Source organism: Baekduia sp. Peel2402, assembly GCF_052567285.1.
In genome coordinates, this window is sequence record NZ_CP199582.1 from 3,832,856 (window position 1) to 3,855,737 (window position 22,882).

Annotated in this window: 26 protein-coding genes; 12 read left to right on the top strand and 14 right to left on the bottom strand. The window is 72.9% G+C overall.

What is annotated here, in order from left to right:
- The first annotated feature begins 42 nt into the window (after positions 1 to 42).
- A complete protein-coding gene (locus ACT01A_RS18705) occupies positions 43 to 1,431 on the top strand; it encodes an ELWxxDGT repeat protein (protein ID WP_445148607.1) in 1,389 nt (462 codons plus the stop codon).
- Here the strand turns inward: ACT01A_RS18705 and ACT01A_RS18710 are convergent.
- Together ACT01A_RS18710 and ACT01A_RS18715 are read right to left on the bottom strand one after the other, a co-directional pair.
- Positions 1,356 to 1,661: a hypothetical protein gene (locus tag ACT01A_RS18710; protein WP_445148608.1), complete on the bottom strand. Its 306-nt coding sequence runs from the start codon at positions 1,659 to 1,661 to the stop codon at positions 1,356 to 1,358. The two genes, ACT01A_RS18705 and ACT01A_RS18710, sit on opposite strands and share 76 nt — an antisense overlap.
- Before the next feature lie 37 nt (positions 1,662 to 1,698).
- A complete protein-coding gene (locus ACT01A_RS18715) occupies positions 1,699 to 2,826 on the bottom strand; it encodes a sigma-70 family RNA polymerase sigma factor (protein WP_445148609.1) in 1,128 nt (375 codons plus the stop codon).
- 62 nt (positions 2,827 to 2,888) lie between these two features.
- Between ACT01A_RS18715 and ACT01A_RS18720 the strand changes: the two genes are divergently transcribed.
- The 3 genes from ACT01A_RS18720 to ACT01A_RS18730 all read left to right on the top strand — a co-directional run bounded on the left by ACT01A_RS18720 (position 2,889) and on the right by ACT01A_RS18730 (position 5,829).
- The gene (locus tag ACT01A_RS18720; protein ID WP_445148610.1) at positions 2,889 to 3,305 is read left to right on the top strand and encodes an HIT family protein; all 417 of its coding nucleotides are present in this window, start codon (positions 2,889 to 2,891) and stop codon (positions 3,303 to 3,305) included.
- Positions 3,306 to 3,375: 70 nt separating this feature from the next.
- The gene (locus ACT01A_RS18725) at positions 3,376 to 4,581 is read left to right on the top strand and encodes a CARDB domain-containing protein (protein WP_445148611.1); all 1,206 of its coding nucleotides are present in this window, start codon (positions 3,376 to 3,378) and stop codon (positions 4,579 to 4,581) included.
- A gap of 45 nt (positions 4,582 to 4,626) precedes the next feature.
- Complete coding sequence (locus tag ACT01A_RS18730) at positions 4,627 to 5,829, top strand: CARDB domain-containing protein (protein ID WP_445148612.1); 1,203 nt, start codon at positions 4,627 to 4,629, stop codon at positions 5,827 to 5,829.
- Here the strand turns inward: ACT01A_RS18730 and ACT01A_RS18735 are convergent.
- The 6 genes from ACT01A_RS18735 to ACT01A_RS18760 form a co-directional block, all read right to left on the bottom strand.
- Positions 5,826 to 6,428 (bottom strand): TetR/AcrR family transcriptional regulator, encoded by a 603-nt coding sequence (locus ACT01A_RS18735; protein ID WP_445148613.1) that lies wholly within the window; start codon positions 6,426 to 6,428, stop codon positions 5,826 to 5,828. The two genes, ACT01A_RS18730 and ACT01A_RS18735, sit on opposite strands and share 4 nt — an antisense overlap.
- Before the next feature lie 12 nt (positions 6,429 to 6,440).
- Positions 6,441 to 7,700, bottom strand: coding sequence for an acyl-CoA dehydrogenase family protein (locus ACT01A_RS18740; RefSeq protein WP_445148614.1), 1,260 nt, complete (start codon positions 7,698 to 7,700; stop codon positions 6,441 to 6,443).
- Positions 7,701 to 7,736: 36 nt separating this feature from the next.
- Positions 7,737 to 8,060, bottom strand: a complete 324-nt coding sequence (locus tag ACT01A_RS18745; RefSeq protein WP_445148615.1) for a hypothetical protein — start codon at positions 8,058 to 8,060, stop codon at positions 7,737 to 7,739.
- A gap of 46 nt (positions 8,061 to 8,106) precedes the next feature.
- Positions 8,107 to 8,472 (bottom strand): hypothetical protein, encoded by a 366-nt coding sequence (locus tag ACT01A_RS18750; protein ID WP_445148616.1) that lies wholly within the window; start codon positions 8,470 to 8,472, stop codon positions 8,107 to 8,109.
- A gap of 47 nt (positions 8,473 to 8,519) precedes the next feature.
- Positions 8,520 to 9,176 (bottom strand): PAQR family membrane homeostasis protein TrhA, encoded by a 657-nt coding sequence (gene trhA / locus ACT01A_RS18755; RefSeq protein ID WP_445148617.1) that lies wholly within the window; start codon positions 9,174 to 9,176, stop codon positions 8,520 to 8,522.
- A gap of 67 nt (positions 9,177 to 9,243) precedes the next feature.
- A complete protein-coding gene (locus ACT01A_RS18760; protein WP_445148618.1) occupies positions 9,244 to 10,590 on the bottom strand; it encodes a hypothetical protein in 1,347 nt (448 codons plus the stop codon).
- Positions 10,591 to 10,622: 32 nt separating this feature from the next.
- Here ACT01A_RS18760 and ACT01A_RS18765 point away from each other — a divergent pair, with 32 nt between their 5' ends.
- Positions 10,623 to 10,793 carry a hypothetical protein gene (locus ACT01A_RS18765; RefSeq protein ID WP_445148619.1) on the top strand — a complete coding sequence of 57 codons (171 nt, stop codon included), beginning with the start codon at positions 10,623 to 10,625 and terminating at the stop codon, positions 10,791 to 10,793.
- 8 nt (positions 10,794 to 10,801) lie between these two features.
- Here the strand turns inward: ACT01A_RS18765 and ACT01A_RS18770 are convergent, their stop codons facing one another.
- A complete protein-coding gene (locus ACT01A_RS18770; RefSeq protein ID WP_445148620.1) occupies positions 10,802 to 11,347 on the bottom strand; it encodes a YqgE/AlgH family protein in 546 nt (181 codons plus the stop codon).
- A 254-nt stretch (positions 11,348 to 11,601) separates the two neighbouring features.
- On the opposite strand from ACT01A_RS18770, the gene ACT01A_RS18775 reads away from it, so the two are divergent.
- The gene (locus tag ACT01A_RS18775) at positions 11,602 to 12,315 is read left to right on the top strand and encodes a Crp/Fnr family transcriptional regulator (protein WP_445148621.1); all 714 of its coding nucleotides are present in this window, start codon (positions 11,602 to 11,604) and stop codon (positions 12,313 to 12,315) included.
- 30 nt (positions 12,316 to 12,345) lie between these two features.
- Here ACT01A_RS18775 and ACT01A_RS18780 read toward each other — a convergent pair whose 3' ends face one another.
- Positions 12,346 to 12,825 carry a GNAT family N-acetyltransferase gene (locus ACT01A_RS18780; RefSeq protein ID WP_445148622.1) on the bottom strand — a complete coding sequence of 160 codons (480 nt, stop codon included), beginning with the start codon at positions 12,823 to 12,825 and terminating at the stop codon, positions 12,346 to 12,348.
- Positions 12,826 to 12,899: 74 nt separating this feature from the next.
- Between ACT01A_RS18780 and ACT01A_RS18785 the strand changes: the two genes are divergently transcribed.
- Entirely contained in the window at positions 12,900 to 13,787 is an 888-nt protein-coding gene (locus ACT01A_RS18785; protein ID WP_445148623.1) for a LysR substrate-binding domain-containing protein, read from the top strand.
- On the opposite strand, the gene ACT01A_RS18790 is transcribed toward ACT01A_RS18785, so the two are convergent.
- Both ACT01A_RS18790 and ACT01A_RS18795 read right to left on the bottom strand, forming a co-directional pair.
- On the bottom strand, positions 13,768 to 15,405 hold the full coding sequence (locus tag ACT01A_RS18790) for an MFS transporter (RefSeq protein WP_445148624.1): 1,638 nt from the start codon (positions 15,403 to 15,405) through the stop codon (positions 13,768 to 13,770). The genes ACT01A_RS18785 and ACT01A_RS18790 overlap by 20 nt on opposite strands.
- A gap of 17 nt (positions 15,406 to 15,422) precedes the next feature.
- Entirely contained in the window at positions 15,423 to 17,621 is a 2,199-nt protein-coding gene (locus tag ACT01A_RS18795; protein WP_445148625.1) for a DUF2339 domain-containing protein, read from the bottom strand.
- A 90-nt stretch (positions 17,622 to 17,711) separates the two neighbouring features.
- Here ACT01A_RS18795 and ACT01A_RS18800 point away from each other — a divergent pair, with 90 nt between their 5' ends.
- Entirely contained in the window at positions 17,712 to 18,341 is a 630-nt protein-coding gene (locus ACT01A_RS18800; protein ID WP_445148626.1) for a TetR/AcrR family transcriptional regulator, read from the top strand.
- Here the strand turns inward: ACT01A_RS18800 and ACT01A_RS18805 are convergent.
- Positions 18,338 to 19,621, bottom strand: a complete 1,284-nt coding sequence (locus ACT01A_RS18805) for a TIM44-like domain-containing protein (protein ID WP_445148627.1) — start codon at positions 19,619 to 19,621, stop codon at positions 18,338 to 18,340. The genes ACT01A_RS18800 and ACT01A_RS18805 overlap by 4 nt on opposite strands.
- Before the next feature lie 60 nt (positions 19,622 to 19,681).
- On the opposite strand from ACT01A_RS18805, the gene ACT01A_RS18810 reads away from it, so the two are divergent.
- Positions 19,682 to 20,017 (top strand): hypothetical protein, encoded by a 336-nt coding sequence (locus tag ACT01A_RS18810; RefSeq protein WP_445148628.1) that lies wholly within the window; start codon positions 19,682 to 19,684, stop codon positions 20,015 to 20,017.
- Here ACT01A_RS18810 and ACT01A_RS18815 read toward each other — a convergent pair.
- Positions 20,014 to 20,697, bottom strand: a complete 684-nt coding sequence (locus ACT01A_RS18815; RefSeq protein WP_445148629.1) for a PilZ domain-containing protein — start codon at positions 20,695 to 20,697, stop codon at positions 20,014 to 20,016. The genes ACT01A_RS18810 and ACT01A_RS18815 overlap by 4 nt on opposite strands.
- Before the next feature lie 89 nt (positions 20,698 to 20,786).
- On the opposite strand from ACT01A_RS18815, the gene ACT01A_RS18820 reads away from it, so the two are divergent.
- The 3 genes from ACT01A_RS18820 to ACT01A_RS18830 all read left to right on the top strand — a co-directional run bounded on the left by ACT01A_RS18820 (position 20,787) and on the right by ACT01A_RS18830 (position 22,858).
- Entirely contained in the window at positions 20,787 to 21,017 is a 231-nt protein-coding gene (locus ACT01A_RS18820) for a hypothetical protein (RefSeq protein ID WP_445148630.1), read from the top strand.
- A 132-nt stretch (positions 21,018 to 21,149) separates the two neighbouring features.
- Positions 21,150 to 22,040, top strand: a complete 891-nt coding sequence (locus ACT01A_RS18825; RefSeq protein WP_445148631.1) for an alpha/beta fold hydrolase — start codon at positions 21,150 to 21,152, stop codon at positions 22,038 to 22,040.
- 32 nt (positions 22,041 to 22,072) lie between these two features.
- A complete protein-coding gene (locus tag ACT01A_RS18830; protein ID WP_445148632.1) occupies positions 22,073 to 22,858 on the top strand; it encodes a fumarylacetoacetate hydrolase family protein in 786 nt (261 codons plus the stop codon).
- Positions 22,859 to 22,882: the final 24 nt, after the last annotated feature.

The following is a 22,882-nucleotide window of genomic DNA, read 5'->3' on the forward strand; positions in this document are numbered from 1 at the left end:
GAACGCTCAAGCGCGTGCGATCAATCGCCGAAGCGAAGGCTCATGTCCCTCCGCATCCCATTGCGCACCACCCTCGCCGTCGCCTCCGTGGCGACCGCGATGATTTCCGCTCCGGCGGCCCTCGCCGACCCCACGCCCGACCAGCCGTCCTACCCGAGCAACCCGGTCGTCGCCGGGTCCGGCTCCTACTTCTTCATCGCCGACGACGGCGTCCACGGCCGTGAGGTCTTCCACGGCTCCGGCACATCGACGCCCACGCTCGTCAAGGACATCAACACGACCGGTGAGACCTGGCCGGGTGATCTGGTCGCGATGGACGGCGAGGCCTACTTCACCGCCGACGACGGTGTCCACGGCATCGAGCTGTGGAAGTCCGACGGCACCGAGGCCGGCACCACGCTGGTCAAGGACATCAACCCGGGTCCGGACTCCAGCTGGGCGGGCTCGCTGACCGTGATCGACGGGAAGCTCGTCTTCAGCGCTCGCGACGACAGCAGTGAGGGCTCCGAGCTGTGGACCTCCGACGGCACGGCCGCGGGCACCCATGAGCTGGCCGATCTCAACCCGGGCTCCGACGGCTCGTACCCGAGCTCGTTCACGGCGTTCGGCGATGGCTTCGCGTTCACGGCCGACGGCGGCACGGGCGCCGAGGTCTGGGTCTCCGACGGCACCGCCGCGGGCACGCACCAGGTTGCCGACACGATCCCGGACGGGATGGGCGGCGTGGGCTCCGTCGTGCGCGTGGGCGACCACCTGTACTTCACGTCGTGGGACACCGACCACGGCGCCGAGCCGTGGGTGACCGACGGGACCGAGGCCGGCACGCACGTGCTCAAGGACATCGTGCCGGGCACGGACAGCAGCAGCCCGGGCACCTACACCGCGGTCGGCGACCGCGTCTTCTTCGTCTCTTACGACCCCAGCGATCCCGGCTACGAGGTCTGGGTCTCCGACGGGACCGCCGCGGGCACGCACCTGACCAGGGACATCACCCCGGGCTGGGGTGACCCGTCGGAGCTGACCGCGTTTGACGGCAAGCTGTTCTTCGGCACGGTCGACGACGGCACGACCGGCGCCGAGCTGTGGTCCAGCGACGGCACCGAGGCCGGGACCAACGTGGTCAAGGACATCAACCCGGGTTCGGGCTACGGCGCGCCCCGCTCGCTCTCGGTGATCGGCAGCGAGCTGTACTTCGCCGCCGACGACGGGACCAACGGGGTCGGGCTCTGGAAGACCGATGGCACGGAGGCCGGGACGGTCCCGTTCCTGCAGCTGCCCGGCGTCGAGATCGGCGGCCCGCTGACCGCGATCGGCGGTGGGCTGTACGTGTTCGGCGGCGCCACCGAGGCCCACGGCTACGAGCCGTACGTGACCGATGGCACGGTGGCCGGGACGGTCGCGTTCAACCTCAACGAGCAGCCGGTGAGCTGAGCCGCGCGGCCGCGCAGGAGCTCGACGAGCGCGGCGGTCGGCCGGAAGGGATCCGCGATGACGCGGGTCGTCTCCAGGGCGATCGCCGCCCACGGCTCGCCGTCGATCTCGGCGAGCAGCAGCGGTCCGTGCGGCAGGCGCTGGGAGTCCAGCGCGGCCAGGCGCGCCAGCGCGGGCACATCGTCGGGGAAGGCGGGGCGGATGGTAACGCCGGGGGAGGAGAGGGTCATGTCCTATAGGACGATCCACGCCCCGCAGACCGGACGCTCAGGCGGCCGCGGCGGCCACCAGAGCGTTGGCCATCTGGCGGCCGACGTCGCCGGTGCAGCGCTCCGGATGCCACTGCACGCCGAGGGCGAAGGGATGGCCCGGGACCTCCAGCGCCTCGATCAGCCCGTCGGGCGCGAGCGAGGTCACGTGCAGGCCGCGGCCGAGCGTCTTGACCGCCTGGTGGTGCTCGCTGACCACGCCCGGACGGTTGCCGAGCACGCGGCGCGCGAGCGTGTCGTCGGCGGTCGCGACGTCATGTGCATCACGATGGTCCAGCGCGTCGAAGCCGTCGGCGGGCAGGTCCTGGTGCAGCGTGCCGCCGTGCAAGACGTTCAACAACTGCGTGCCGCTGCAAACGCCGACGATCGGCAACCCGGACCGCAGCGCCTGGCGCAGCGCGCTCAGGTCGCGCAGGTGGCGCGTGATGTCGGTGTCCTTGACGTGCGGGCCGAGCGGCTCGCCGTAGAGGCTCGGGTGGATGTCGGTCTCGCTGCCGCCGAGGACGAGCCCGTCGGCGCCCGCGAGATCCAGCCCGGCCTGGGTGCCGGCCAGCGTCCGGACGCGCGCGCCGCTGTCGCGCAGCCAGCGCTCGTAGGGCGCCGGATCCTCGCGGCCCAACAGCAGGACGATCGTCGGGCGCGTGTCGTCGGCGCTGGCCGTGCGGTAGGCCTCCAAGAACGCGGAGCGCGCCCGCGCGACGCGCTTGCGGGCGGCGTCCTCGCCGAGGTCCAGCAGCTCGCCGACCTCGCGCAGCGACAGCCCCGCCTCGAAGCGCAGCAGCAGGACCAGCCGCTGGTGGGCGGTCAGCGACGCGAGCGCGTCGCGCAGCAGCGGATCGCGCGGGCCGGCGCCGCCGCGGCCGTCCGTGTCGGCCATCGCCGCGTGCAGCGGCACGTGCTCGCGCCGCTTGCGCCGGCGCAGCTCGTCCAGCGCGAGGTTCGTCCCCGTCCGGTGCAGCCACGCCCGCACGACCGGCGGCTGCGCGCCCCGCGGCCCGCTGCGCCACGCGCGCGCCAGCGTCTCCTGCCGCAGATCCTCCGCGGTCTCGCGGTCGCCGACGATGCGGATCAGCCGCCGCGTCAGCAGCTCGCTCTGCTCGGTGAGGATCGCGTCGAACGTGGTCATCTCCAAGGGATGACGCTCGAGGGACGGGAAACCGGACATGGCCTCCATAGGGTGTCATGACGATGCCTTCCGGCCAATGCGTCTTCTGCCAGATCATCGCGCGGGAGCTGCCCGCGTCGATCGTCTTCGAGGACGACGACCACGTCGCGTTCCTCGACGTCCGTCCGCTCTTCGAGGGCCACACGCTCGTGGTCCCGCGCGCCCACGTCGAGACCCTCGCCGACCTCCCGGCCGACCGGATCGCGCCGTTCTTCGCACTCGTGCAGCGCCTCAGCGTCGCGATCCCGCAGGCCATGGAGGCCAAGGGCACGTTCGTGGCCATGAACAACATCGTCAGCCAGTCCGTGCCGCACCTGCACTGCCACGTCGTGCCGCGCAACCCCAAGGACGGCCTGCGCGGCTTCTTCTGGCCGCGCACGAAGTACGCCGACGACGCGGCGCGCGACGCGGTCGCCGCGCGCATCGCCGCCGCGTTGTAGCGCGGACGGCGCGCTCGACGGACGGGGGGTTTCGCTTGTCGGCGCGGTGCCGTCCTGCGAGCCTGGCGCGATGCTACGGCGACTGGTGACGACGATGGCGATGGTCATGCTCGCGGCGTGGACGGCGGCCGCGTCCGCACCGGCGATCGCGGGCGCCGCCAAGGTCCGGCCGCGCGCCGACCTCGTGGTCGCGCGCGGGACGCTCACCGTCGCCTCCGGGCGCATCGCCGGGACGGTCGTGGTCCGCAACGACGGGCGCCGCTCGGCGGGCGAGACGTCGCTGTCGGTCCTCGTGCGGCCCAAGGGCGCGCGGCGCGAGCGCACGGCAGGGCGAGTCTCAGTGACCGCGCTACGAGCAGGCACGTCGCGGACCGTGCGCGTTGCGCTGAAGCTGCCCTCTGGCGTCACGCTGCCCGCCACCGCGCGGGTTTGCGCGGACGCGGGCCATCGCGTAACCGAGCGGCGCGAGGGCAACAATTGCAAGGGGCTGGGCACGTTGAGCGCTGGCGCGCCGACGACGCCGCCGGGGCCTGGGGCCACGCCCGCGCCGGTGCCCGCGCCCGCCCCGACCACGCCCACGCCGCCCGCGCCGGTCTCCAGCGTCCCGACCGCGCCCATCGCCTACACCGCCGATCAGCCCTTCGCGCTCGACGGCTCCTGGGTCGTCGTGCCGTCGGCCTACGACCGCACGCACAAGACCCCGACCCAGCTGCTGCTGTGGATGCACGGCTGCGGCGGCCGGTCGGACGGCGACATCTACACGGTCATGCCGCCGGCCGACGGGCGCTACATCGCGTTGGCGCTGGGCGGGCGCGATGACGGCGACGGCTGCTGGGACGTCAACACCGACTCGACCGCCGTCCTGACCGCGGTCGCCGCGATCAAGACCCACTTCAACATCGACCCGCGGCGAATCGTCCTCGGCGGCTACTCGTCCGGCGGCGACCTCGCCTACCGCGTCGCGTTCTACAACTCGGGGAAGTTCGCGGGCGTGCTGGCCGAGAACACCTCGCCGTTCCGCGACACCGGCTCCACGCAGGCCGCGTCGCTGGCGGCCGCGACCTACAAGTTCCCGGTCGTCCACCTCGCGCACACCGAGGACGACACCTACGACATCGACGGCGTCCGCGGCGAGGTCAACGCCATGAAGAACGCGGGCTTCTCGGTCGATCTGATCGAGCGGCCCGGGACCCACTCCGACGCCAACACCGACAGCGACCTGCAGACGCTGCTACTCCCGCGCCTCGCCGAGCCCTGGCTCGCCGCGACGGGCTGAGCGCGCGCGGCGTCGGCCCGCGCGATCGGCGTTAGGCTGTAGCGCGTGGGACGGGCATGGGCGACGGCGGGGGCCGTGTTCGCCGCGCTGGCCGCTGGTGCGGTGCCGGGCGCGGCGGCCAAGACGATGACCAAGGCGCAGCGGGCGGACCTCACGGTCACGCACGGGACGCTGGGCGCGGTGATCAGCGGCGGGACGACCAAGGTGAAGGGGTCGGTTGTCGTGCGCAACGCGGGGCGGCGCACCGCGGGAGCGACGTCGATCTCGGTGACCGTCGGCGCGCGACTGGTCGGCCGCGTGCACGTGGCGGCGCTGCGCGCGGGGGTCACGCGGACGGTCGCGGTGTCGCTGAGGCTGCCGGCGGGCGTGAAGCTGCCGGTGAGCGTCAAGGCGTGCGCGGACTCGCGCCACCGCGTGACCGAGCGGCGCGAGACCAACAACTGCAAGACGCTCGGACGGCTGGTCGCGCCAGGGGCCACGCCGCCGTCGACGACGACCCCCACGTCCGGGGCGTCCACCACCGTGCTGCCGGTCACCGCGCCGGTCGGGCCCGTCGCGCCGGTCGCGCCCGCCGAGCCGGTCTCCTCGGTCCCGACCGTGCCGATCGCCTACAGCCCCAACACGACCTTCGCCCTCGGCGGCTCGTGGGTCTCGGTGCCGTCGTCCTATGACAAGACCCACCAGACGCCGACCGAGCTGTTCGTGTGGTTGCACGGCTGCGACGGGATCTCCGAGGGCGAGATCGGCGACGTCATGTCGCCCCCGACGGGGCCGTACATCGCGCTGGCCGTCGGCGGGCGCGAACGCGATTGCTGGTACGTCGGCACCGACGATCAGGCCGTGCTCAACGCCATCGCGATGGTCAAGTCCCACTTCAACATCGACCCCAAGCGTGTGGTCATCGGCGGCTACTCGTCGGGCGGCGACGAGAGCTACCGGTTGGCGTTCCAGCGCAACGGGTCGTTCGCGGGCGTGCTCGCGCTCAACACGACGCCGCTGCGCGACACGGGCGCCGACCGCGCCGCGTCGCTGGCCGCGTCCTTCAAGTTCCCGGTCGTCCACCTCGCCCACACCAGCGACACCGCTTACGACATCGCCACCGTGCGGTCAGAGACCGACGCCATGGCCAACGCCGGCTTCCCGATCACGCGGGTCGAGCGCTCCGGCGCGCACTACGACGCCAACACGTTCCCCGACATGAAGGCCGTGCTGCTGCCCCACCTCTGGGACGGCTGGCGCGCGCCCTAGCGGTCGGCGGCGTCGCCCTTGGGCATCCCGCGCACGACGACGCGGGCGAGGTAGGCGGCCAGCGCGTCAGGCTGCCACTGACCCGGCTCCTCGAGCTGGACGCGGAAGCCCAGCTCGGCCAAGGCCACCAACATGCGCCCCAGCAGCGCGGTCTCGCGGTCGGGCAGCTGGGTCCAGGCGGCGAGGACCTGCGCCATGCGCTGCTCCCACTGCTCGCGGCCGCGCTCGATGCGGTTCTCGCCGTGGCGTTGGAGGTAGATGACGCGAAACGCGTCCGGCGCCTCGACGACCGCGCGCAGCAGCGCGGCGAGGCCGTGGCACAGCAGCGCCTCCTTCTCGCCGAGCGCGCCGGGGACCGGGACGGAGTCCTCGACCATGTGCCACAACTTGCGCTCCTCGCGACGCATCAGCTCGTCGAAGAGCTCCTCCTTGGAGGCGTAGCACGAGTAGAGCACGGGCTTGGAGACGCCGGCGGCGTCGGCGATCGCCTGCATCGAGACGGCCTCGTAGCCGTCGTTAGCAAACAGCGGCAGGGCGGCGTCCAGGACGAGCGGCCTGCGCAGCTCCGGTCCCAGATGCGCCGCCCGTGCGCGTGACATCAGTGAGTGCTGCTACGCGATCCGCAGGCCGGAGATCGCGCGGGCGATGACCAGCTGCTGCATCTCGCTCGTGCCCTCGAAGATCGTGTAGATCTTGGAGTCGCGGTGCCAGCGCTCGACCGGGTACTCGCGGGTGTAGCCGTTGCCGCCCAGGATCTGGATCGCGCGCTCGGTCGCCCAGACCGCGACCTCACCGGCCTTCAGCTTGGACATCGAGCCCTCGGCGTTCTCGAACGGGATGCCGTTGCGGGCCATCCACGACGCGCGCCAGACGAGCAGGCGGGCGGCGTCGATCTCCATCTTCATGTTGGCCAGCGCGAAGGCGATCGACTGGTTTTCGATGATCTTCTTGCCGAACTGCTCGCGCTCCTTGGCGTAGTCGAGCGCGTACTCGTAGGCGGCGCGGGCGATGCCCAGCGCCTGGGAGCCGACGATCGGGCGCGTCGCCTCGAAGGTCTGCATCGCGGCCTGCGTCTTGCCCTTCTTGCCCTCGCGGACGCGGGCGAGGCGCTCGTCGAGCTTGTCCTTGCCGCCGAGCAGGTTGGCGCCCGGGATCTTGCAGTCGTCGAGGTGGACGTCGGAGGTGTGCGACGCGCGCAGGCCGTGCTTCTTGACCTTGGCGCCCATCTCGATGCCGGGCGTGTCGATCGGGACGATGAACGCCGCGTGGCCGCGGGAGCCCAGGTCGCGGTCGGTCTGGGCGATGACGACGTGGATGTCGGCGATGCCGCCGTTGGTCGCCCACGCCTTCTGGCCGTTGAGCGTCCAGGTGTCGGAGGCCTCGTCGTACTTGGCCGTCGTGCGGATGTTGGAGACGTCGGAGCCGGCGTTGGGCTCCGAGGCGCAGAACGCGGCGACCTTGATGTCGTCGGCCGTGCCGTAGCAGCGCGGGACCCACTCCATGACCTGCTCCCACGTGCCCTGGCCGGCGATCGCAGCAGCCGCCAGGCCCGTGCCCATGATCGCCATGCCGATGCCAGCGTCGCCCCAGAAGAGCTCCTCTTGGACGATCGGCAGCGTCAAGCCCGTGGGGTCAGACGCGAACTGCTGCATCGACTCCCAGCCGTACAGGCCGATCTTCGCGGCCTCCTGGATGACCGGCCACGGCGTGGCCTCCTTCTCATCCCACTCTTCGGCGACGGGGCGAATGACGCCCTCAGAAAAGCCGTGGACCCAGTCCCTCAGGTCCTTCTGATCCTGGTTGAGCGCGAGCGAGAACTGCGGCTCTGCGGGCGTCTCGGTGGCGTTGGGCGTCTCGGCGGTGCTGGCCATGAGGCCAAAGCTACCACGAAGTAGGAACGGTGACGTTCAGTTGGTCCGGACGGCGCTCGCCGGACGGGTCGCCCGTCGCCGGACGGCAGGGTCGACCCACGGCAGCCGCTCGAGGACGTCCTCAGGCCGCACGCCGATCGCGCGCAGGCCGGCGAGGACGAGCTGCACCCCTTCCTCGTCGCGGGGGTCGGCGATGAGGAAGGTGGTGTCCTCGCTGTGGTCGACGACCCTGAACGGCACACGTCCACAGTCGACGCTGCCCGTGGCCTCGTATGCGACCTCGCCCAGCTCATGGTCGAAGGGCGCGAACCGCGCGCCGATCCGCGTCCAGGCCGGGCGATCGAAGGCGATGGTCGCCACCGGATGGCCCGGGAAATCCACGGGCTCGGCATCCCAGGCGACAGAGCTAAGTGGTGAGGAATTCATGGATGAGATCCTGGGTGATCCGCGTGAAGGCTACCCGCATCATGGCGACTTCGCGACCGTCGATCGTGTCGATCCAGAGGTGCGCGCCGGGTCGGTGCCAATGGGGACGGGGCCCGAAGTGGCCGTCCGGTGGCTGGAACGACCAGAACTCGATTCCGCTCTCGCCGGGCCGCAACGGGCGCCCGTACGCCTGCACGGTCGGCCAGAGCCTGTTGCGCGGCGCGCGCCCCCAGACCTCGCCGCTCAGGACCTGCCGGACCGCGGTCGCGGCGTCCTGCCCCGGGGTCGCCTCGAGGCGGCAGAAGGGTCCGTAGACCGGGACGCTGATCGTGTGGTCGGTCGCCACACGGCGATCTCACCACGAGCGATGTCGAGGAACAGCACGCGACTGCGTCAGAACACCCAGCCCGCCAGCGCCGTGAATTGGGCGGCGGCGGCGAGGATGACGAGGGCGTGGAAGACCTCGTGGAAGCCGAAGACGGTGGGCCAGGGGTCGGGCTTCTGGGTGGCGTAGACGATGGCGCCGAGGGAGTAGAGGACGCCGCCGAGTCCGAGCAGGACGAGGGGGGCGACGTCGAGGGCGTCGATGAGCTGCGGCATCGCGATGACCGCGACCCAGCCGAGCAAGAGGTAGCACAACGCCTGGAGCGCGCGGGGCGCGTCGATCCAGGCGACGGAGAGGATGACGCCGCCGAGCGCGCCGGCCCAGACCGCGGCCAGGACGGCCCACCGCAGCGTGCCGTGCATGGCCAGCAGCGCGACGGGCGTGTAGGACGCGGCGATGAAGACGAAGATCGTGGAGTGGTCGATCCGGCGCAGCAGCGGGCGCCAGCGCTCGTCCCAACGCCAGCGGTGATAGGTGCTGCTGGCGGCGAACAACCCGCACAACCCGATCCCGTAGACGACCGCGCCGATCCGGGCCGTGCCGCTGGGCACCAGAGCCGTCAGCGTCACCGCGGCGACCAAGGCCACCCAGAACGCGTAGGCGTGTGACATGCCCCGCAGCAGGGGCCGCAGCTCTGGCTCGGCGGTCTCGGCGATCGCGCTCACGGTGCGGACGGTACCCCCACTGAGACGTTCGCACCACGAATACGGGGGCTGGCCCCCGCTCGCCTGCCTAGGTCGTCGTGTCCGGCAGGTGGCGCCCGACGACCGCGACGTAGATGCCGCGTGGGACGTCGGTGTCGGAGCCGTCGGCGACGTGGAGGTAAATCCGGGCGATGAACTGGGCGCCGCTGCCCGATCCTAGGCCGATGTGGGGGCCGACCCAGAGCTTGGGTGAGCCGGGGCCGTCGAGGAAGAACGAGTAGTCGTCCTCGTAGCGCTTGCGCGTGGTCTCGGCGATGTCGTGCTTGTACTGGGTGATGCCGTGGTCGGCGGCGGCCTGCACGAGCGACTTGCCCATGTCGCCGGCGGCGAAGCGGCCGGCGAGGTCGTCCAGGGAGCGCAGCGTGCGCAGCACCAAGCCGGGACGGCGGAAGGGCGACTCCGACGCGGTCTCGAAGGCTTTGGGCGCGAACTTGAGGTGCTTGCTCTCGGCGGCGGCGCGCTCGACGGCCTCCAGGACCGTGGTCGGCGGCGCCTCCTCGGCGGCCGGCACGCCGCCGTCCGGCGCCTCAGCGCCCTCGGCGTCGACGCGCGACAGGAGCTGGGTCAGCTCGGCAATCGCCCGCCGGTCCTGCTCGCGCTCGGCGCGCAGGCGCTCCATCCGCTCGTGCAGCTCGTCGCGCGCCTGCTCGGTCGCGGCGACGCTGCTCAGCGCGCGCTCCATCTCCTCCAACAACTCGCCCTCGGCGGGCGGCGCGTCGGACGCCGCCGCGGCCGCGGCGCGCAGCTCGGCGACCTCGGCCTCCAACGCGCTTACCCGCGCCTGCGCCGCGTCGCGCTCGCGCACGATCCCGTCGCGCTCGGCCTCGGCCGACGCGCGCGCCGAATCGGCCTCGTCGCGCTTGGCCCGCGCGACCTCCTCGCGGCGCTTGAGCTCGGGGATCTTCTTCTCCTCCGCCTCGAGCTTGGTGGCCTTCAGCTCCAGCTCCTTCTCACGCGCGCCGAGCTTCTCGTGCGCTGCCAGCGCCTTCTCGACGATCAGCCCGAAGACCGCGTCGTCGATCCCGCTCTCGTCGAGCATCTTGTCCCACGACCCGAAGACCGCCTCGACCTCCTCGGCCGTCGGCCAGCCGCCGTCGGGATCGAAGTCCTCGGGCTCGGGCGCGAAGCCGTTGAGGCCCGCGAAGCGCCACGTGGCGTGGATGATCTCCAGCCGGTCGAGCGCGTCCCGTGCACCGCCCCACCAGTGGGCGTCGCCCTTGGCGGGTTCTCGCTCATCCAGTTGCAGACCCAACTCGGCCAGCGCCTGCTCGGCCGCCCGGCGGGCGTAGTACTCCTGGCGCAGCTGGGCGGTTGTCGGCTCCGCGCTTTTCTGCGGGCGCGACGGGCGAGCGCGTGCGGGCTTCTTCTTGGCCACGTCGCCGGACGCTACTGGGTACAACCCCCGGTATGGCTGACGATGACGACGACTGGGTCGGGACCCCGCCCGAGGGCCACCACACGCGCGATCAGGCCGATCCCGCGCACTGGACACGCAACTTCCCGGCGCAGACCGTCGTCTACGGGCTGATCGGCGTCGGGATCATCGCCGTGGTCGTGATCGCGCTGCTGGCGAGCTAACCCCGGGGCTAGTTCACGGTCGGGTCGATCGGCATCCGCGCGATCAGCCGGAACTGGCCGCCCTTGCGCTCCAGCACCCGCGTCCAGAGGTCGAGCGGGTCGTCGTCGAAGACGTCCTCGGGCAGCGCGGGCTCCACGATCCAGTCCTCGCGCTCCAGCTCAGACTCGAGCTGGCCGGGGCCCCAGCCGGTGTAGCCGGCGTAGATCCGCCGGCGGGCGGTCGCGGTGTCGAGGCGGTCCAGGCCGGTGCGGTCGGAGACCAGGCCGATGCCCTCGACGACCAGGAAGGCGGCCTCGTCCGGATTCTCGAACTCCGCCAGCACGACGATCGACGCCGGCTGGACCGGGCCGCCGACGAACACGACCTCGTCGGTGCCGACCACGCTCTCGAGCTCCGGGACGGCTTCGGCGACCTCGGTGTCGGAGGGGCGGTTGAGCACGATCCCGAGCGCGCCGTCGTCGTCGTGGTTGGCGATCGCGACCACGGTCCGGGCGAAGTTGGGGTCCGACATCGTCGGCGAGGCGATCAGCAGCTGGCCGTGGAGCGAGTCCATCGCCCTCCATGGTGCCACGCCGCCGCGCGCACTCGTACTGACCAAAGCTCACCATCGTTCTGGGACCGCGCGTGCCGCTGGCCCCGCCCTTGTTCTACATGTCCGTATACGGACGGCAGCTGGTGAGCGGTTGAAACCGGCTGCCAGCAAACGGTTTTCCGGTCGATCTACGCCAATCAGCAGGTCAACACACCCCAACGGTGTTTGTCTCGGATCAGACGGGGAAGACCGGAAGCCTGGTGTCCAGTCAGACAATGACCTCACGTCCACTGATCTCGATCCTCGACGCCGACCCCGAACTCGGGGCGGGGCTGAGCGGGGACGCTCGGGACCTAGCTCGCCGCCACGCCGTGGCCGCGGTGCACGCGCTCCCGACCGGGCCGTTCGACTTCCCCGTTCCGAACGGGGAGAGTGCGGCGCCGGCGGTTGGCCTCCTGGTGCTCGACGGGCTCATCACCCGCGATGTCGAGCTTGCCAAGCGGTCGACGACCGAGCTTCTCGGCCAGGGCGACATCATTCGCCCGTGGGACGACGAGGCCTCTCTGGAGCCGCTGCCCGGCAGCGTCTCCTGGGCGGTGCTCGAGCCCGCCCGCGTCGCCGTCCTGGATCGACGCTTCGCCGCCGTCGCGGGCCGCTGGCCCTCGATGCTCGACACGGTCGTCGGCCGTACGGTGCGAAGGTCCCGGCAGCTTTCGGTGCAGCGCGCGATCGCGCAGGTGCCGCGGGTCGATGCCCGCGTCCTCGTCCTGCTGTGGCTGCTCGCCGACCGCTGGGGCCGCGTCTCGCCGCAGGGCGTGCGCGTGCCGCTGTCGCTGACGCACGAGACGATCGGCAAGCTCGTCGGCGCGCGTCGGCCGTCGGTCACGACCGCGCTCGGCGTGCTCTCGCGCCGCGGGCTGGTCGAGCGGACCGACAGCGGCTGGCTCCTGCACGGCGACCCGCAGGAAGCGCTGCCCGAGCTGCTGTAGCGGGCGGGTGGCGCCGCCCTCGCGGCGGCGCTACAGCGTCAACGACATGAACACGTTCGCGCGGTCGTAGGGCATCGGTCCGATGTCCTCCCGCGGGACGTGGGTGAAGCCGAGCGCCTCGTAGAGGTGGACGGCCGGCGCCAGCTTGGTGTTGGAGCCGAGGAAGAGCGACGTTGCGCCCAGTACGCGGGCGCGATCGATCGCCGCCTCCAAGAGGCGGCGGCCGAGGCCCTGGCCCTGGGCGGCGGGGTCGACGGCCATCTTGGACAGCTCGAAGACGCCCTCGGGCGCGGGCTCCAGGGCGACGCAGCCGAGGATCGTGCCGTCGTCGTCGCGGGCGACCAGGACGTCGCCGCCGGGCTCGACGTAGACCCCGAACGGGTCGGCGAGCGTCTCGCGGTCCTTGGCTTCCATCGTGAAGTGGGTACTGATCCACGCCTCGTTGAGGCGGGCAAAGGCCTTCGCGTCGGCGTCGGTGGCGATGGAGTCGATGGTGATCACGGCGTTCACGGTGCGAGTGATGGTGCGGCGTCGCGCGCGAGATGTCCAATATCTCAATCTGCTGTGATCGATACCGTGGCGGTATGGATGGCCTAGAGCTGCGCCACCTGCGTTACTTCGTCGCGGTCGCCGAGGAGCTGCACTTCGGCCGCGCGGCGCGGCGCTTGCACATGGCCCAGCCGCCGCTGTCACAGCAGATCCGGCGCCTGGAGGAGATCGTCGGCGCGCCGCTGCTGGCGCGGACGTCGCGGTCGGTCGCGCTGACGCCGGCGGGCGCGGCGTTCCTGGAGCGCGCGCGGCGGCTGCTGGCCGCGGCGGCCGAGGGCGTCGACGAGGCCGCGCGGATCGGGCGCGGTGAGGCCGGGACGCTCGACGTCGGGTTCGTGTCCTCAGCGATCACGCTCGGCGTGCCGGAGCGCTTGCAGTGGTTTCGCGCCCGCTTCCCGGAGGTCCACACGCGCCTGCACGAGGGGCAGACCTCGCAGATCACGGCGCGCCTGGAGCGCGGTGAGGTCGACCTCGGGATCGTGCGCGACGCGGAGGACCGCGCGGGCGTCTTCGACACGACGGTGATCGCGACCGAGGGGTTCGTCGCGGTCCTTCCTGTAGGACATCGCCTGGCGACGCGACGGCGGCTGGACGTCCGCGCGCTGCGCGACGAGCCGTTCGTCTTCTACCCGGTCAGCGCGGGCCCGCTGGCCTACCGACGCAACCTGCTGGAGCCGTGTCACGCGGCTGGCTTCGAGCCGCGGATCGTCCAGGAGGGCTCGTCGTGGGTGACGATCTTCCATCTTGTAGGGGTTGGCGTGGGCGTGACGATCGCGCCGGCCAGCGCGGCGGAGATCCGGCCGGCGACGGTCGTGGCGGTGCCGCTGAGCACGCGTGCGCGGTCGGAGGTCCAGGTGGTCGTGCGCACCGGCGACGACCGGCCGGTCGTGGCGCGCTTCTTGGCTAGCCGAGGAGCGTCTTAGCGATGGCGCTCAGCGGGCCGAGATCGACATGGTGTTGTCCCTCGTAGCGCTCGCGCGCTGCGTCGTCGGCCAGCGCGAGGACCAGCTCCTCGCGCGATGACCCGGCTTTGCAGGCGGTGGTGTCCAGCAGCTCCAGCGCGCGGTCCTGGGCGAAGCCGAGCAGGCCGCCGCTCTCCGGGAGCGAGCGCGGTTCGCAGGGGTCTTGCAGCGTGACGGGGTCCGGCGCGAAGAGCGCGTGCAGCTCGGCGTAGGCGAGCGGGAGGACGAACGCGGCGGCCGCGGCAGCGGCGAGCGCCTGGCTGCGCTGGCGCGGCAGGACGGACAGCGCGGCGAGCAGCGCGAGCGCGCCGGTGACCAGGAACGCGGTCCGGAACGCCTCGCCGACCGCGAGCACGAGCGTGTCGTCGACGCGCTCGCTGAGCTTGTCGTAGGCGTCGGAGTACTTGTCGTCGATGGTCGCCGCGCCGGCAGCGAGCGCGGCGCGCAGGCCGTGGCGGGGCTGGTCGTCGTCGACGCCGTTGAGCAGGTCGGGCGCGAGGCGCAGCTTGTCGGTCGGCGAGAGCTTGGCGTCGAGCACGACGGCGACGCCGCGCTCCTTGGCGCGATCGGTCGAGGCCTGAAGGTCGTGGCTGACGATCGGCGCCAGGACGACGAGCGCGAGCGCGATCCCGGCGTGGCGCAGGACGAGCAGCTGGGCGGCGTCGCGGGCGTCGCGCTCGGGCAGCAGATCGCCGCCGAGTGCGGGCAGCGCGAGGCCCATGCCCAGGCCGGCGGCGGCCTGGGGCGCGACGGTCCACAGCAGGTGGGCGTCGGGGAGGAAGGCGAGCGCCAGGACGCCGGCGCCGACCAGCGCACATCCGGCGCAGGCGCGGGTCTTGGCGTCGCCGGTGAGGCGCGAGCCGAGCAGCGCCGCGATCGGGATCACCGTGACCGTGGCGGCGGCCCGGATCGGGGCGACATCCCAGCCGGCGACGAGCAGCAACACCAACAAGAACAGGACCGCGGTGAGCGCGGCCGAGACGAGCGCCAGGGCGATCGCGGGGCCGGCGGGGAGGCGCTGCGCACGCTCGTGCGGGGTCGTGTCGCGGCGCGGTTCGGCCAGCGCCGCGACGGCGGCCAGCGCGGCGACCGGCGCCTGGAAGTAGAAGATCGCGCGCCACGAGAAGAGCTCGGTCAGCGCGCCGCCGAGCGCCGGGCCGATCGCGGCGGCCAGGACCGCGGCGCCGAGCCACAGCCGCCGGCCGCGCTCGCCCGCCGCGCCGCTGGGCTCCAGCAGCGCGAACGCGGCGACCAGCGCGGCGGCGCCGCCGACGGCCTGGATCGCGCGGGCGACGAGCAGCAGCGGGAGCGTCGAGCTGGCGCCCGCGACCAGCGACGCGAGTGCGAACACGAGCAGGCCGACGGCCGCGGTGCGCGGCGCGCCGACGCGGCGCTGCACCCGCTCGACCGGGATCAGCGCCAGCGCCAGCACGACGGTGTACACGCCGAGGATCGACGCGACGCCCTCGACCGTCGTGTCCAGCTCGCGCAGCAGCTCGGGCAGCGCGAGCGTGACGATTGACGCGTCGGCGAGCGCGAGGCCCGCGGCGACGGCGAGCAAGACATGGCGAGACCGCATGCGGTCCCGCCAGTCTCTCAGGACGCCTCGGGTGTCGCGGCGGGTGCGGGTGCGACGGCGGCCGGGCGCTGGCGCTGCCACGCGTAGGCCGCGCCGAGGAGCAGGACGCCGAGCGCGAGGAACGAGCCGGCGCGGGCGGCGGAGTCCAGCGTCGCGAGGTCGATCAGGAAGACCTTGACGATCGTGGCCACCAGGAGGCAGAGGCCGCCGAGGCGCAGCGTGCGGCGGTCCAGCATGAGGCCGGCGACGAGCGTCGCGACGCCGGCGACGCCCCACAGCACCGACAGCGCGACCTGGCCGGCGTGCGGCGAGAGCGGCGTGACGACCTCCACCGACGCGAGGTAGAGCGCCGTCAGCCCGGCCGCGGGGTAGAGGATCGCGCGCTGGTCCAGCGGTGCCGCGGCGGCGGCGCGGGCCAGCGCGATCGCCAGCGCGCCGAGGCCCAGCGCCGCGGCGAGCGGGTCGGTCAGCCCGTCGACGATCGCCTGCGCGGGGGCGAAGGTCGCCAGCGCGACCACCGCCGAGGCGATCAGGTGGGCGGCTGCGGCGACGGCGACGAACTGCTCGTCGTCGTCGTGACCGTCGGTGTGGTGCGCCCGGCGGGCGACCTGCGCGAGCGCGGCGCCCTGAGCGGCCCAGGCGACGGCGAGGCCGACGGGCGGCAGGACGATCACGGCCAGCCACGCGAGGACGAGCAACGCGGTCGTGTCGAGCGCCATCCGCGCGAGCGCCGGGATCTGGGTGGCGATGCGCGCCGCGGCGAACGACGTGGCGGCGACCGTCGCGAGCGCCACGCTGGCGGCGAGCAGGTCGCCCCCGGCCAGCGCCGTGGTGGGCGCGTCGACGACCAGCGCGTGCGCGGCGGCGAGCAGCACGTGGCCGCCGAGGCCGCTGAGCACGAAGGCGTGGTCGGCCTGCGTGCGCGGCAGCGCGCGGGCGAGTCCGGCGAAGGCCAGCGCGCCGACCGCGTAGGCGATCGGGACCGCGACGCCGTTCAGCGCCGAGCCGATCGCGACGTCGGCGAGCACGACGCCGAGGCTCAAGCTGAGCAGGCCCAGTTCGCGTGAGACGCGGCGCAGGCGGTCGGTCGCCAGGCCGACCGCGAGGTGGACGATCGCCAGGCCGAAGAGCCAGGCGTCGGCGACCGCGGCGTCGCCGTTGGCGTGCAGGACGAGCGCGCCGGTCGCAGCCAGCACGAGCGCCTGCGCGGTCAGCAGGAACGCGGACGCCGGACGCAGCGTGGGGGCTGCGGTGCGCAGCTCGAAGCCGACGGCCTGGGCGATCCAGATCGCGCCGAAGCCGGAGAGCGCGAGCAGCGTGGCGGGCGTTGAGGGCGTGTCGACGAGGTAGAGCAGCAGCTGGGGCAGGGTCACGGCGAACGCGCCGAGCGCGAGCACGTCCCAGCGCTGGGCGACGAGCATCGCGGCGGCGGGGACGGAGATCGCGAGCAGCAGCGCGATCGACGCGCCGTCGGTCGCCAGGCCTGCGAGCACCGGGCTCAGCAGTCCGCCGAGGATGCCGAACGCGGCGATCGTCGGTGACGGCTTGCCGGTCCGCAGCGCGAGCACCACCGCGCCCGCGCCGACGACCAGCGCCAGCGCGACGCCGGTCCACGCCGGGATCACGTTGTAGGTCTGGCTGGCGACCGCGATCGTCACGTCCAGCACCGCGATGCCGGCACCGATCGCGGCCACCGCCGCCTCGGGCGTCGCGTCGCGGTGGCGCAGCTTGGCGCCGAAGCTGACGAGCGCCAGCCCGCCGGCCGCCGCGAGCAGGCACCGCAGCTCCTCGCCGACCCAGCCGCGCGAGACCGCGATCGCCAGGAAGAACGCGACGCCGAGCAGCACCGCGATCCCGCCGACCCAGGCGAGCACGCGTCCGCCGACGAGGTCTTCGAAGGAGGTCGACACGAGCGGCGCGGTCGCCGGACGCGCGTCGGGTCGCTCGGGGGCGTCGGCGTCGGCGTCCGCGTCCTCCGGGGCGAACTCGCGGGGCGGGGGCATGACGACCGGCGGGCCGGCGGCGATCGACGGGAAGCCCGCCGGGAGCGGGGTGGGCTCGGGCGGCCAGGCGGTTCCGAGCGTCGTCGTCGCGCTCGGGGTCTCGGGCGCGGGCTCGTCCATCAGCAGCGTGCGCTCCAGGCGGTCGAGGCGCGTCTCGAGGTCGGTGGTGCGGCGCTCGACGTCGAGGAGGTGGCGGGCGTTGGCGGTGGGCATCTCTCCGTAGCTCCTTGTTGACCGGTGGTCAGTGACGCCACCGTAACGACTTGTCGACCGGCGGTCAAGAGGCGCTGTAGGATGGAGGGCGTGAGCGATGGACCGGCGTACCGGCGGCTGGGCGTGGACGAGCGGCGAGCGCAGCTGGTCGCGCTCGGGGAGCGGCTGTTCACGAGCTCTGCGTACTCGGAGCTGTCGATGGCGAAGATCGCCAAAGAGGCCGGGATCTCCAAGGCGTTGTTGTACCACTACTTCCCGAGCAAGCAGGCGTTCTTCGAGGCGACGCTGCAGGCGGCCGCTGAGGACCTGATCGCCAAGACGCAGCCGGACGAGTCGCTGGCGCCGGCGGCGCAGCTGGAGGCGTCGCTCGATGCCTACCTCGCCTGGATCGGCGAGCACCGCGAGGCCTACGCCAAGTTGATGGTCACGGCCGGCGAGGTGCCGGAGATCCGCGCGATGGTCGAGGAGGTCCGCCACGGCACGGCCGACCGAATCCTCGTAGGCGTCGTCGGCGACGGGCCGGTGCCGCCGGGCGCGCGCACCGCGGTCCGCGGCTGGCTGTGGTTCATGGACGGCGCGTGCCTGGACTGGATCGCCAACGGCGACCTGTCGCGCGACGAGCTGCGCGGGCTGCTGATCGGCACGCTCGTGGGCGCGCTGATGGCGTCGGGCTCAGCCGAGCTGGTCCAGGCGCTGATGGCCGCCGCGGCGGAGTCCTAGCTCACCGCGACCAGGCGCCACGGGTTCGCGGCGTCGTCGGTCAGCGCGAAGGTCCAGCCCTGGCGCGTGGTGCTGTCAGACGTCTTGGAGCCGCCCAGCACCGCGGCGGTGTCGCGGTCCTCGACGTACCGGCGCCCCTGCACGACCACCGCGGCGGTCATCGTCGCGGGCGTCGCGTGAGGGTCCAGCGCGACGATCCGCAGCTCGCTCACGCGGGCGCCGCGCACGACGACGCGCGTGCGGCCGTCGGCGCTGTCGCCGCCGTAGAGCAGCGCGCGCACCGCGTCGGGATCGGCGAGCGCGGCGAGCGCGTCGTCGGCGCCGTCGACCGCCTCAGCCCAAGCGGAGACCGCGCGGCGGGCGGCGATCTCCAGGACGTCGGGCGCGAAGCGGCCGTCGGCCAGCGCGAGGTCCAGCGCGGCGGCGCGGGCGTCGGCGTCCAGCACCGCGGGCGCGATGTCGCCCACCGACGCGCCGTCGGGCACCGCGTCGGCGACCGCCAACTCCACGAGCGCCTCGTCGGCCACGCGGGCGTCGGAGGACGGCGACGCGATCAGCTCGCCGTCGAGGTGGTGGCGCCCCTCGGCTTCGGACTCGATCGAGAGCAGGCGCCAGCGCTCGCCCGGCGGGTGCAGCGTCCACCACTCCGTCAGCGTGGTGGTCGTGCTCGCCTCGCCGTCCTTCTTGATGGTGTTGCCATGGGCGTCCACGACGTAGTCGTCGAGCGTCGCGGTGATCCGGACGACCACGCGGTCCTCGTGCTCGCCGTCGCGGTTGATCAACCCCATGTACTCGATCGCCGGCTCGCCGTGAGGCTCGCACTTGTTCTTCCAGCCCTTGCGAGCGAAGTCGTTCAGACGCCGCTGCCACTCGACCATCAGCTCGTCGGAGACCAATGGGCGCAAGCCCTCGACGTCGTTGGTCGACCACCGCCGCTGGATCTCCAGGAACAGCGCGGTCGCCGCGTCGCGCACGGTCGCGGGCTCGAAGTCCGCGTCGTCCTGCGCGGCCTCGGCGGCCGCCAGCTCGGTCGCCCTTGCGCGCGCCGTGCGCCGTGCGCGGTACTGCGCCGCCTTGAACCACGAGAACGCGAAGAAGATGAGCGCGCCGATGACGATCAAGACGATGAAGCCGGCCGAGATGCCGCCGCCTCCGCCACCGCCATAGGAGCCGCCGCCCCCGCCGAAGCCTCCGCCCCCGCCTCCGCCGCCACCCCCGCCGCCGAAGCCAGAGGAGCCGCCGCCGGCCGCGGCCAGGATCGTCCCGAGCAATCCGTTCATCGGACGCTCAGCCTACGGGTACTACCTCTTGCACCACTGTCCCACAGGGAGGGAAGATCAATGTCCACCGGTGCCATCGTCGCGATCGTCGTGATCGCGGTCATCGTCCTCGCGCTGCTCGCGTTCGTGCTGCCGCGCATGCGCGGTCAGAAGCGGGAACGCGAGATCTCACGTCGCCGCGAGCAGGTTGCCGGCGCTCATCGCGAGGTCGCCCAGGAGCGCCTCGCCGACGCCGAGCGCGCCGAGCGCGAGGCTCGCGCCCAGCGTGCCGAGGCCGAGCTGCACGAGTCGCGCGCTGCGCTGCACGAGGACGGGCTCGCCGACGACGACCTCGCCGACGAGCATCGCCGCTTCGTGCGCGAGCGCGAGACCGAGGAGACGCGCGAGCGGTCCTAGGCGGAGCGCGAGCGCAGCTCGGACAGCGCCCGGCGCTGGCGCGCGAAGACGAACTTGACCAGCCGCTCGCGCTCGCGGTCGGTCAGCCGTTCCAGCCGCAGGCCGCGCAGGCCCCAGGCGTCGTCGGCGCGCACGACGCGGGCGAGGAGGTCGATCAGGTCGTCCTCGCTGTCGAGCTCGAAGCGCAGGCGCAGACGGTCGCCGGGGCCGAGCGCGTCGGCGCCCGCGACCAGCACACCGCCGGCGGACACGTTGCGCGTGAAGCCGTTCAGCCAACCGACCTTGAAGCCGTCCGGGATCATCGCGACCGGCCGGACGAGGTCGATGCGCGTAGCATCGCGGCGCTGCGGGTCCGAGCGCGGCGGCGCCAGCGGGACGACCGCCTGCAAGAAGTGCAGCAGGTCGTCGCGGACGCGCCCCTGCGGACCTGGGACGGCGAGCAGCCGCCCGTCGACGCGGTCGTCGCCGGCCAGCGGGACGATCGTCGCGCGGCGGCGGTGCAGGAAGCGCAGCGGGACGTCGGACGTGTCGGTCAGCGCGAGCTCGGCGGCGCCCTGGACGGCGCGTACGACGACGGCTTCGACCGATGTCACCCGCGGGACCACGATGCGCACGCGCTCTTCGTCGTCGGGGCGGGTGGGTCGTGTCCACCAGCTCATCTCCTCCGAGTGATCGGCCACGACGCTCTGAACTTGAGCCAAGATGTAGCCTCGACGCAGGTTAGCGACCATTGGCACTAACCCGGCTTTCGGCCGGGTACCATGTAGGTATGGCGAAGACGCAGCGAGAGCGAGATGCGGCCGCGCGTGAGGCGAAGCTGGACCGCATCAAGGACCAGGTCTCTACCGGGGATCTGACGATCCGCAAGATGAGCGACGAAGAGCGCGACAAGTGGGCGAAGCGTCGCGAGGAGACCGAAGCGACGGCCAGCCCGGCCGACCGCCGCCGCGCCGCAGCGGCCCAGCGCCGCCGCGCACGCCGCGCGGCACGCACCTCCTAGCTCCACCGCGAGCGAGGTGCCCGGGGACGCGCGTGGCGCGTCCCCGACGCGACGCCTCGCGCGCGTCCCCCGGTCGAGGGGTGTGTGATGTGACCGGTTCGGTCGATGACCGTGGCGAGAGGAGAGATCCTGATGCCGCCACGCGATGCGATCGACGTTCCCCTGGCCGATGGCCGCCACCTGCGGGTGCGGCGTACGCCCGGACGCGGCCGCCCGGTGGTGCTCCTCCACGGCCTGCTCGACGACGCGACCGGCTGGGCCGGTGTGATGGCGCGGGCGACGAGCCCATGCGTGGCCGTCGACCTCCCTGGCTTCGGCGGCTCGTCGGCGCCGCGGGACGCGACGCTGGCCGCCTACGCCCAGGACGTCGCCGAGGCGCTGGGGCGCATGGAGATCGCGCACGCGACGGTCGTCGGGCACTCGCTTGGCGGCGGCGTCGCGGCCGCGTTGGCCCAGCGCTCCTCCGCGGTCGACGCGCTCGCCCTGCTCGCGCCCGTGGGCTTCGGTCCGATCCGCCTCGCCGAGCTGGCGTCGCTGCCCGGTGTGCGCCACGGCTTGCAGGCGGCGCTCCCGCTCGGCCTCGTCAACCCGCTGGTCGTCACCGCGGCCTACTCGACGCTCGTCGCCCACCGGCGGCTGCCGTCGGCCGATCTGGTCGCGCGGCTGTCGCGCGGCGCCTTGCGCTCTGGACGCGGCGCACGGATGGCCGTCGAGGCGGTCGCCGCCGCGGGCCGCGACGCGCAGGACCCGGCGCCGCCGTTCGCCTTCGAAGGCCCGGTCGCCGCAGTCTGGGGCGCGCGCGACGCGCTCGTCCCGCCTGCCCACGCCGCCACGCTCCAACGCGTCTACCCACAGGCGCGCGTCGAGGTCTGGGACGGCATGGGCCACCACCCGCAGCGCGAGCGCGCGGCGGAGCTCGACCGCTTCCTCACCAAGGCCGCGTGGTCGGCGCGCACGCGCGCCGCGGCACGGTGGGGCGCCCCTGGTCCGGCCATCGCCCCGATCGCCCGCAGAGCGGCGTGAGCAACCCCGGATAAGTAGGGTCCGGCGGGCCCATGAAGCTCGCCACGTTCGTCGCTGCCGGATCCGACACGCCGCAGGCCGGGGAGGTGCGGGACGACGTCGTCGTCGCTTTCGCCGACGGCTCCACGGTGCTCGATCGCCTCGCCTCGGGCGACCGCGCGCCCGCCGACGGTGAGTCCTACAACTTGGCCGATGTGCGCCTGCTGGCGCCCGTCCCGCAGCCGCGCGCGATCTTCGGCATCGGCCTCAACTACGCCGCGCACGCCGCCGAGACCGGCCAGCAGGTGCCCGAGGCGCCGATCGTCTTCATGAAGCTGCCGACCTCGTCGGTCCCGCCCAATGACGACGTCGCAATCCCGGCGGTTGTGCGGCGCCTGGACTACGAGGGCGAGCTGGCGGTGGTCATCGGCGCGGGCGGCGCGGTCGCCGGCTACGCGGTCGCCGACGACCTCAGCGCCCGCGACCTCCAGAAGCGCGAGCGCCAGTGGACGCGCGCCAAGGGCTTTGACAACTCATGCCCGTGGGGTCCGTGGATCACGACCGCCGATGAGGTCGCCGATTCGGGGGCGCTGGCGCTGAAGACCTGGGTCAACGGCGAGTTGCGCCAGGACTCCTCGACGGCGGATCTGATCTTCGGCGTGCAAGCGGTCGTGGACTTCTTGGGCGAGGCGATCACGCTGGCGCCCGGCGACCTGATCCTCACCGGCACGCCGCCCGGCGTCGGCCAGGCGATGGACCCGCCGCGATTCCTCGGCGGTGGCGATCGCGTCCGGATCGAGATCGCCGGCCTGGGCGCGATCGAGCACTCGATCGCCTGACATCAGACAGCAGACCTCAGCGCT

What these genes read in the sequence shown, in the direction of transcription:
- ACT01A_RS18740 (WP_445148614.1), bottom strand. Translation starts at nt 7,700, where the DNA reads ATGGCCAGCACCGCCGAGACGCCCAACGCCACCGAGACGCCCGCAGAG.
- ACT01A_RS18770 (WP_445148620.1), bottom strand. Translation starts at nt 11,347, where the DNA reads ATGGACTCGCTCCACGGCCAGCTGCTGATCGCCTCGCCGACGATGTCG.
- ACT01A_RS18775 (WP_445148621.1), top strand. Translation starts at nt 11,602, where the DNA reads ATGACCTCACGTCCACTGATCTCGATCCTCGACGCCGACCCCGAACTC.
- ACT01A_RS18795 (WP_445148625.1), bottom strand. Translation starts at nt 17,621, where the DNA reads ATGCCCACCGCCAACGCCCGCCACCTCCTCGACGTCGAGCGCCGCACC.
- ACT01A_RS18790 (WP_445148624.1), bottom strand. Translation starts at nt 15,405, where the DNA reads ATGCGGTCTCGCCATGTCTTGCTCGCCGTCGCCGCGGGCCTCGCGCTC.
- ACT01A_RS18725 (WP_445148611.1), top strand. Translation starts at nt 3,376, where the DNA reads ATGCTACGGCGACTGGTGACGACGATGGCGATGGTCATGCTCGCGGCG.
- ACT01A_RS18765 (WP_445148619.1), top strand. Translation starts at nt 10,623, where the DNA reads ATGGCTGACGATGACGACGACTGGGTCGGGACCCCGCCCGAGGGCCAC.
- ACT01A_RS18820 (WP_445148630.1), top strand. Translation starts at nt 20,787, where the DNA reads ATGGCGAAGACGCAGCGAGAGCGAGATGCGGCCGCGCGTGAGGCGAAG.
- ACT01A_RS18785 (WP_445148623.1), top strand. Translation starts at nt 12,900, where the DNA reads ATGGATGGCCTAGAGCTGCGCCACCTGCGTTACTTCGTCGCGGTCGCC.
- ACT01A_RS18810 (WP_445148628.1), top strand. Translation starts at nt 19,682, where the DNA reads ATGTCCACCGGTGCCATCGTCGCGATCGTCGTGATCGCGGTCATCGTC.
- ACT01A_RS18715 (WP_445148609.1), bottom strand. Translation starts at nt 2,826, where the DNA reads ATGACCACGTTCGACGCGATCCTCACCGAGCAGAGCGAGCTGCTGACG.
- ACT01A_RS18735 (WP_445148613.1), bottom strand. Translation starts at nt 6,428, where the DNA reads ATGTCACGCGCACGGGCGGCGCATCTGGGACCGGAGCTGCGCAGGCCG.
- ACT01A_RS18705 (WP_445148607.1), top strand. Translation starts at nt 43, where the DNA reads ATGTCCCTCCGCATCCCATTGCGCACCACCCTCGCCGTCGCCTCCGTG.
- ACT01A_RS18805 (WP_445148627.1), bottom strand. Translation starts at nt 19,621, where the DNA reads ATGAACGGATTGCTCGGGACGATCCTGGCCGCGGCCGGCGGCGGCTCC.
- ACT01A_RS18825 (WP_445148631.1), top strand. Translation starts at nt 21,150, where the DNA reads ATGCCGCCACGCGATGCGATCGACGTTCCCCTGGCCGATGGCCGCCAC.
- ACT01A_RS18710 (WP_445148608.1), bottom strand. Translation starts at nt 1,661, where the DNA reads ATGACCCTCTCCTCCCCCGGCGTTACCATCCGCCCCGCCTTCCCCGAC.
- ACT01A_RS18720 (WP_445148610.1), top strand. Translation starts at nt 2,889, where the DNA reads ATGCCTTCCGGCCAATGCGTCTTCTGCCAGATCATCGCGCGGGAGCTG.
- ACT01A_RS18830 (WP_445148632.1), top strand. Translation starts at nt 22,073, where the DNA reads ATGAAGCTCGCCACGTTCGTCGCTGCCGGATCCGACACGCCGCAGGCC.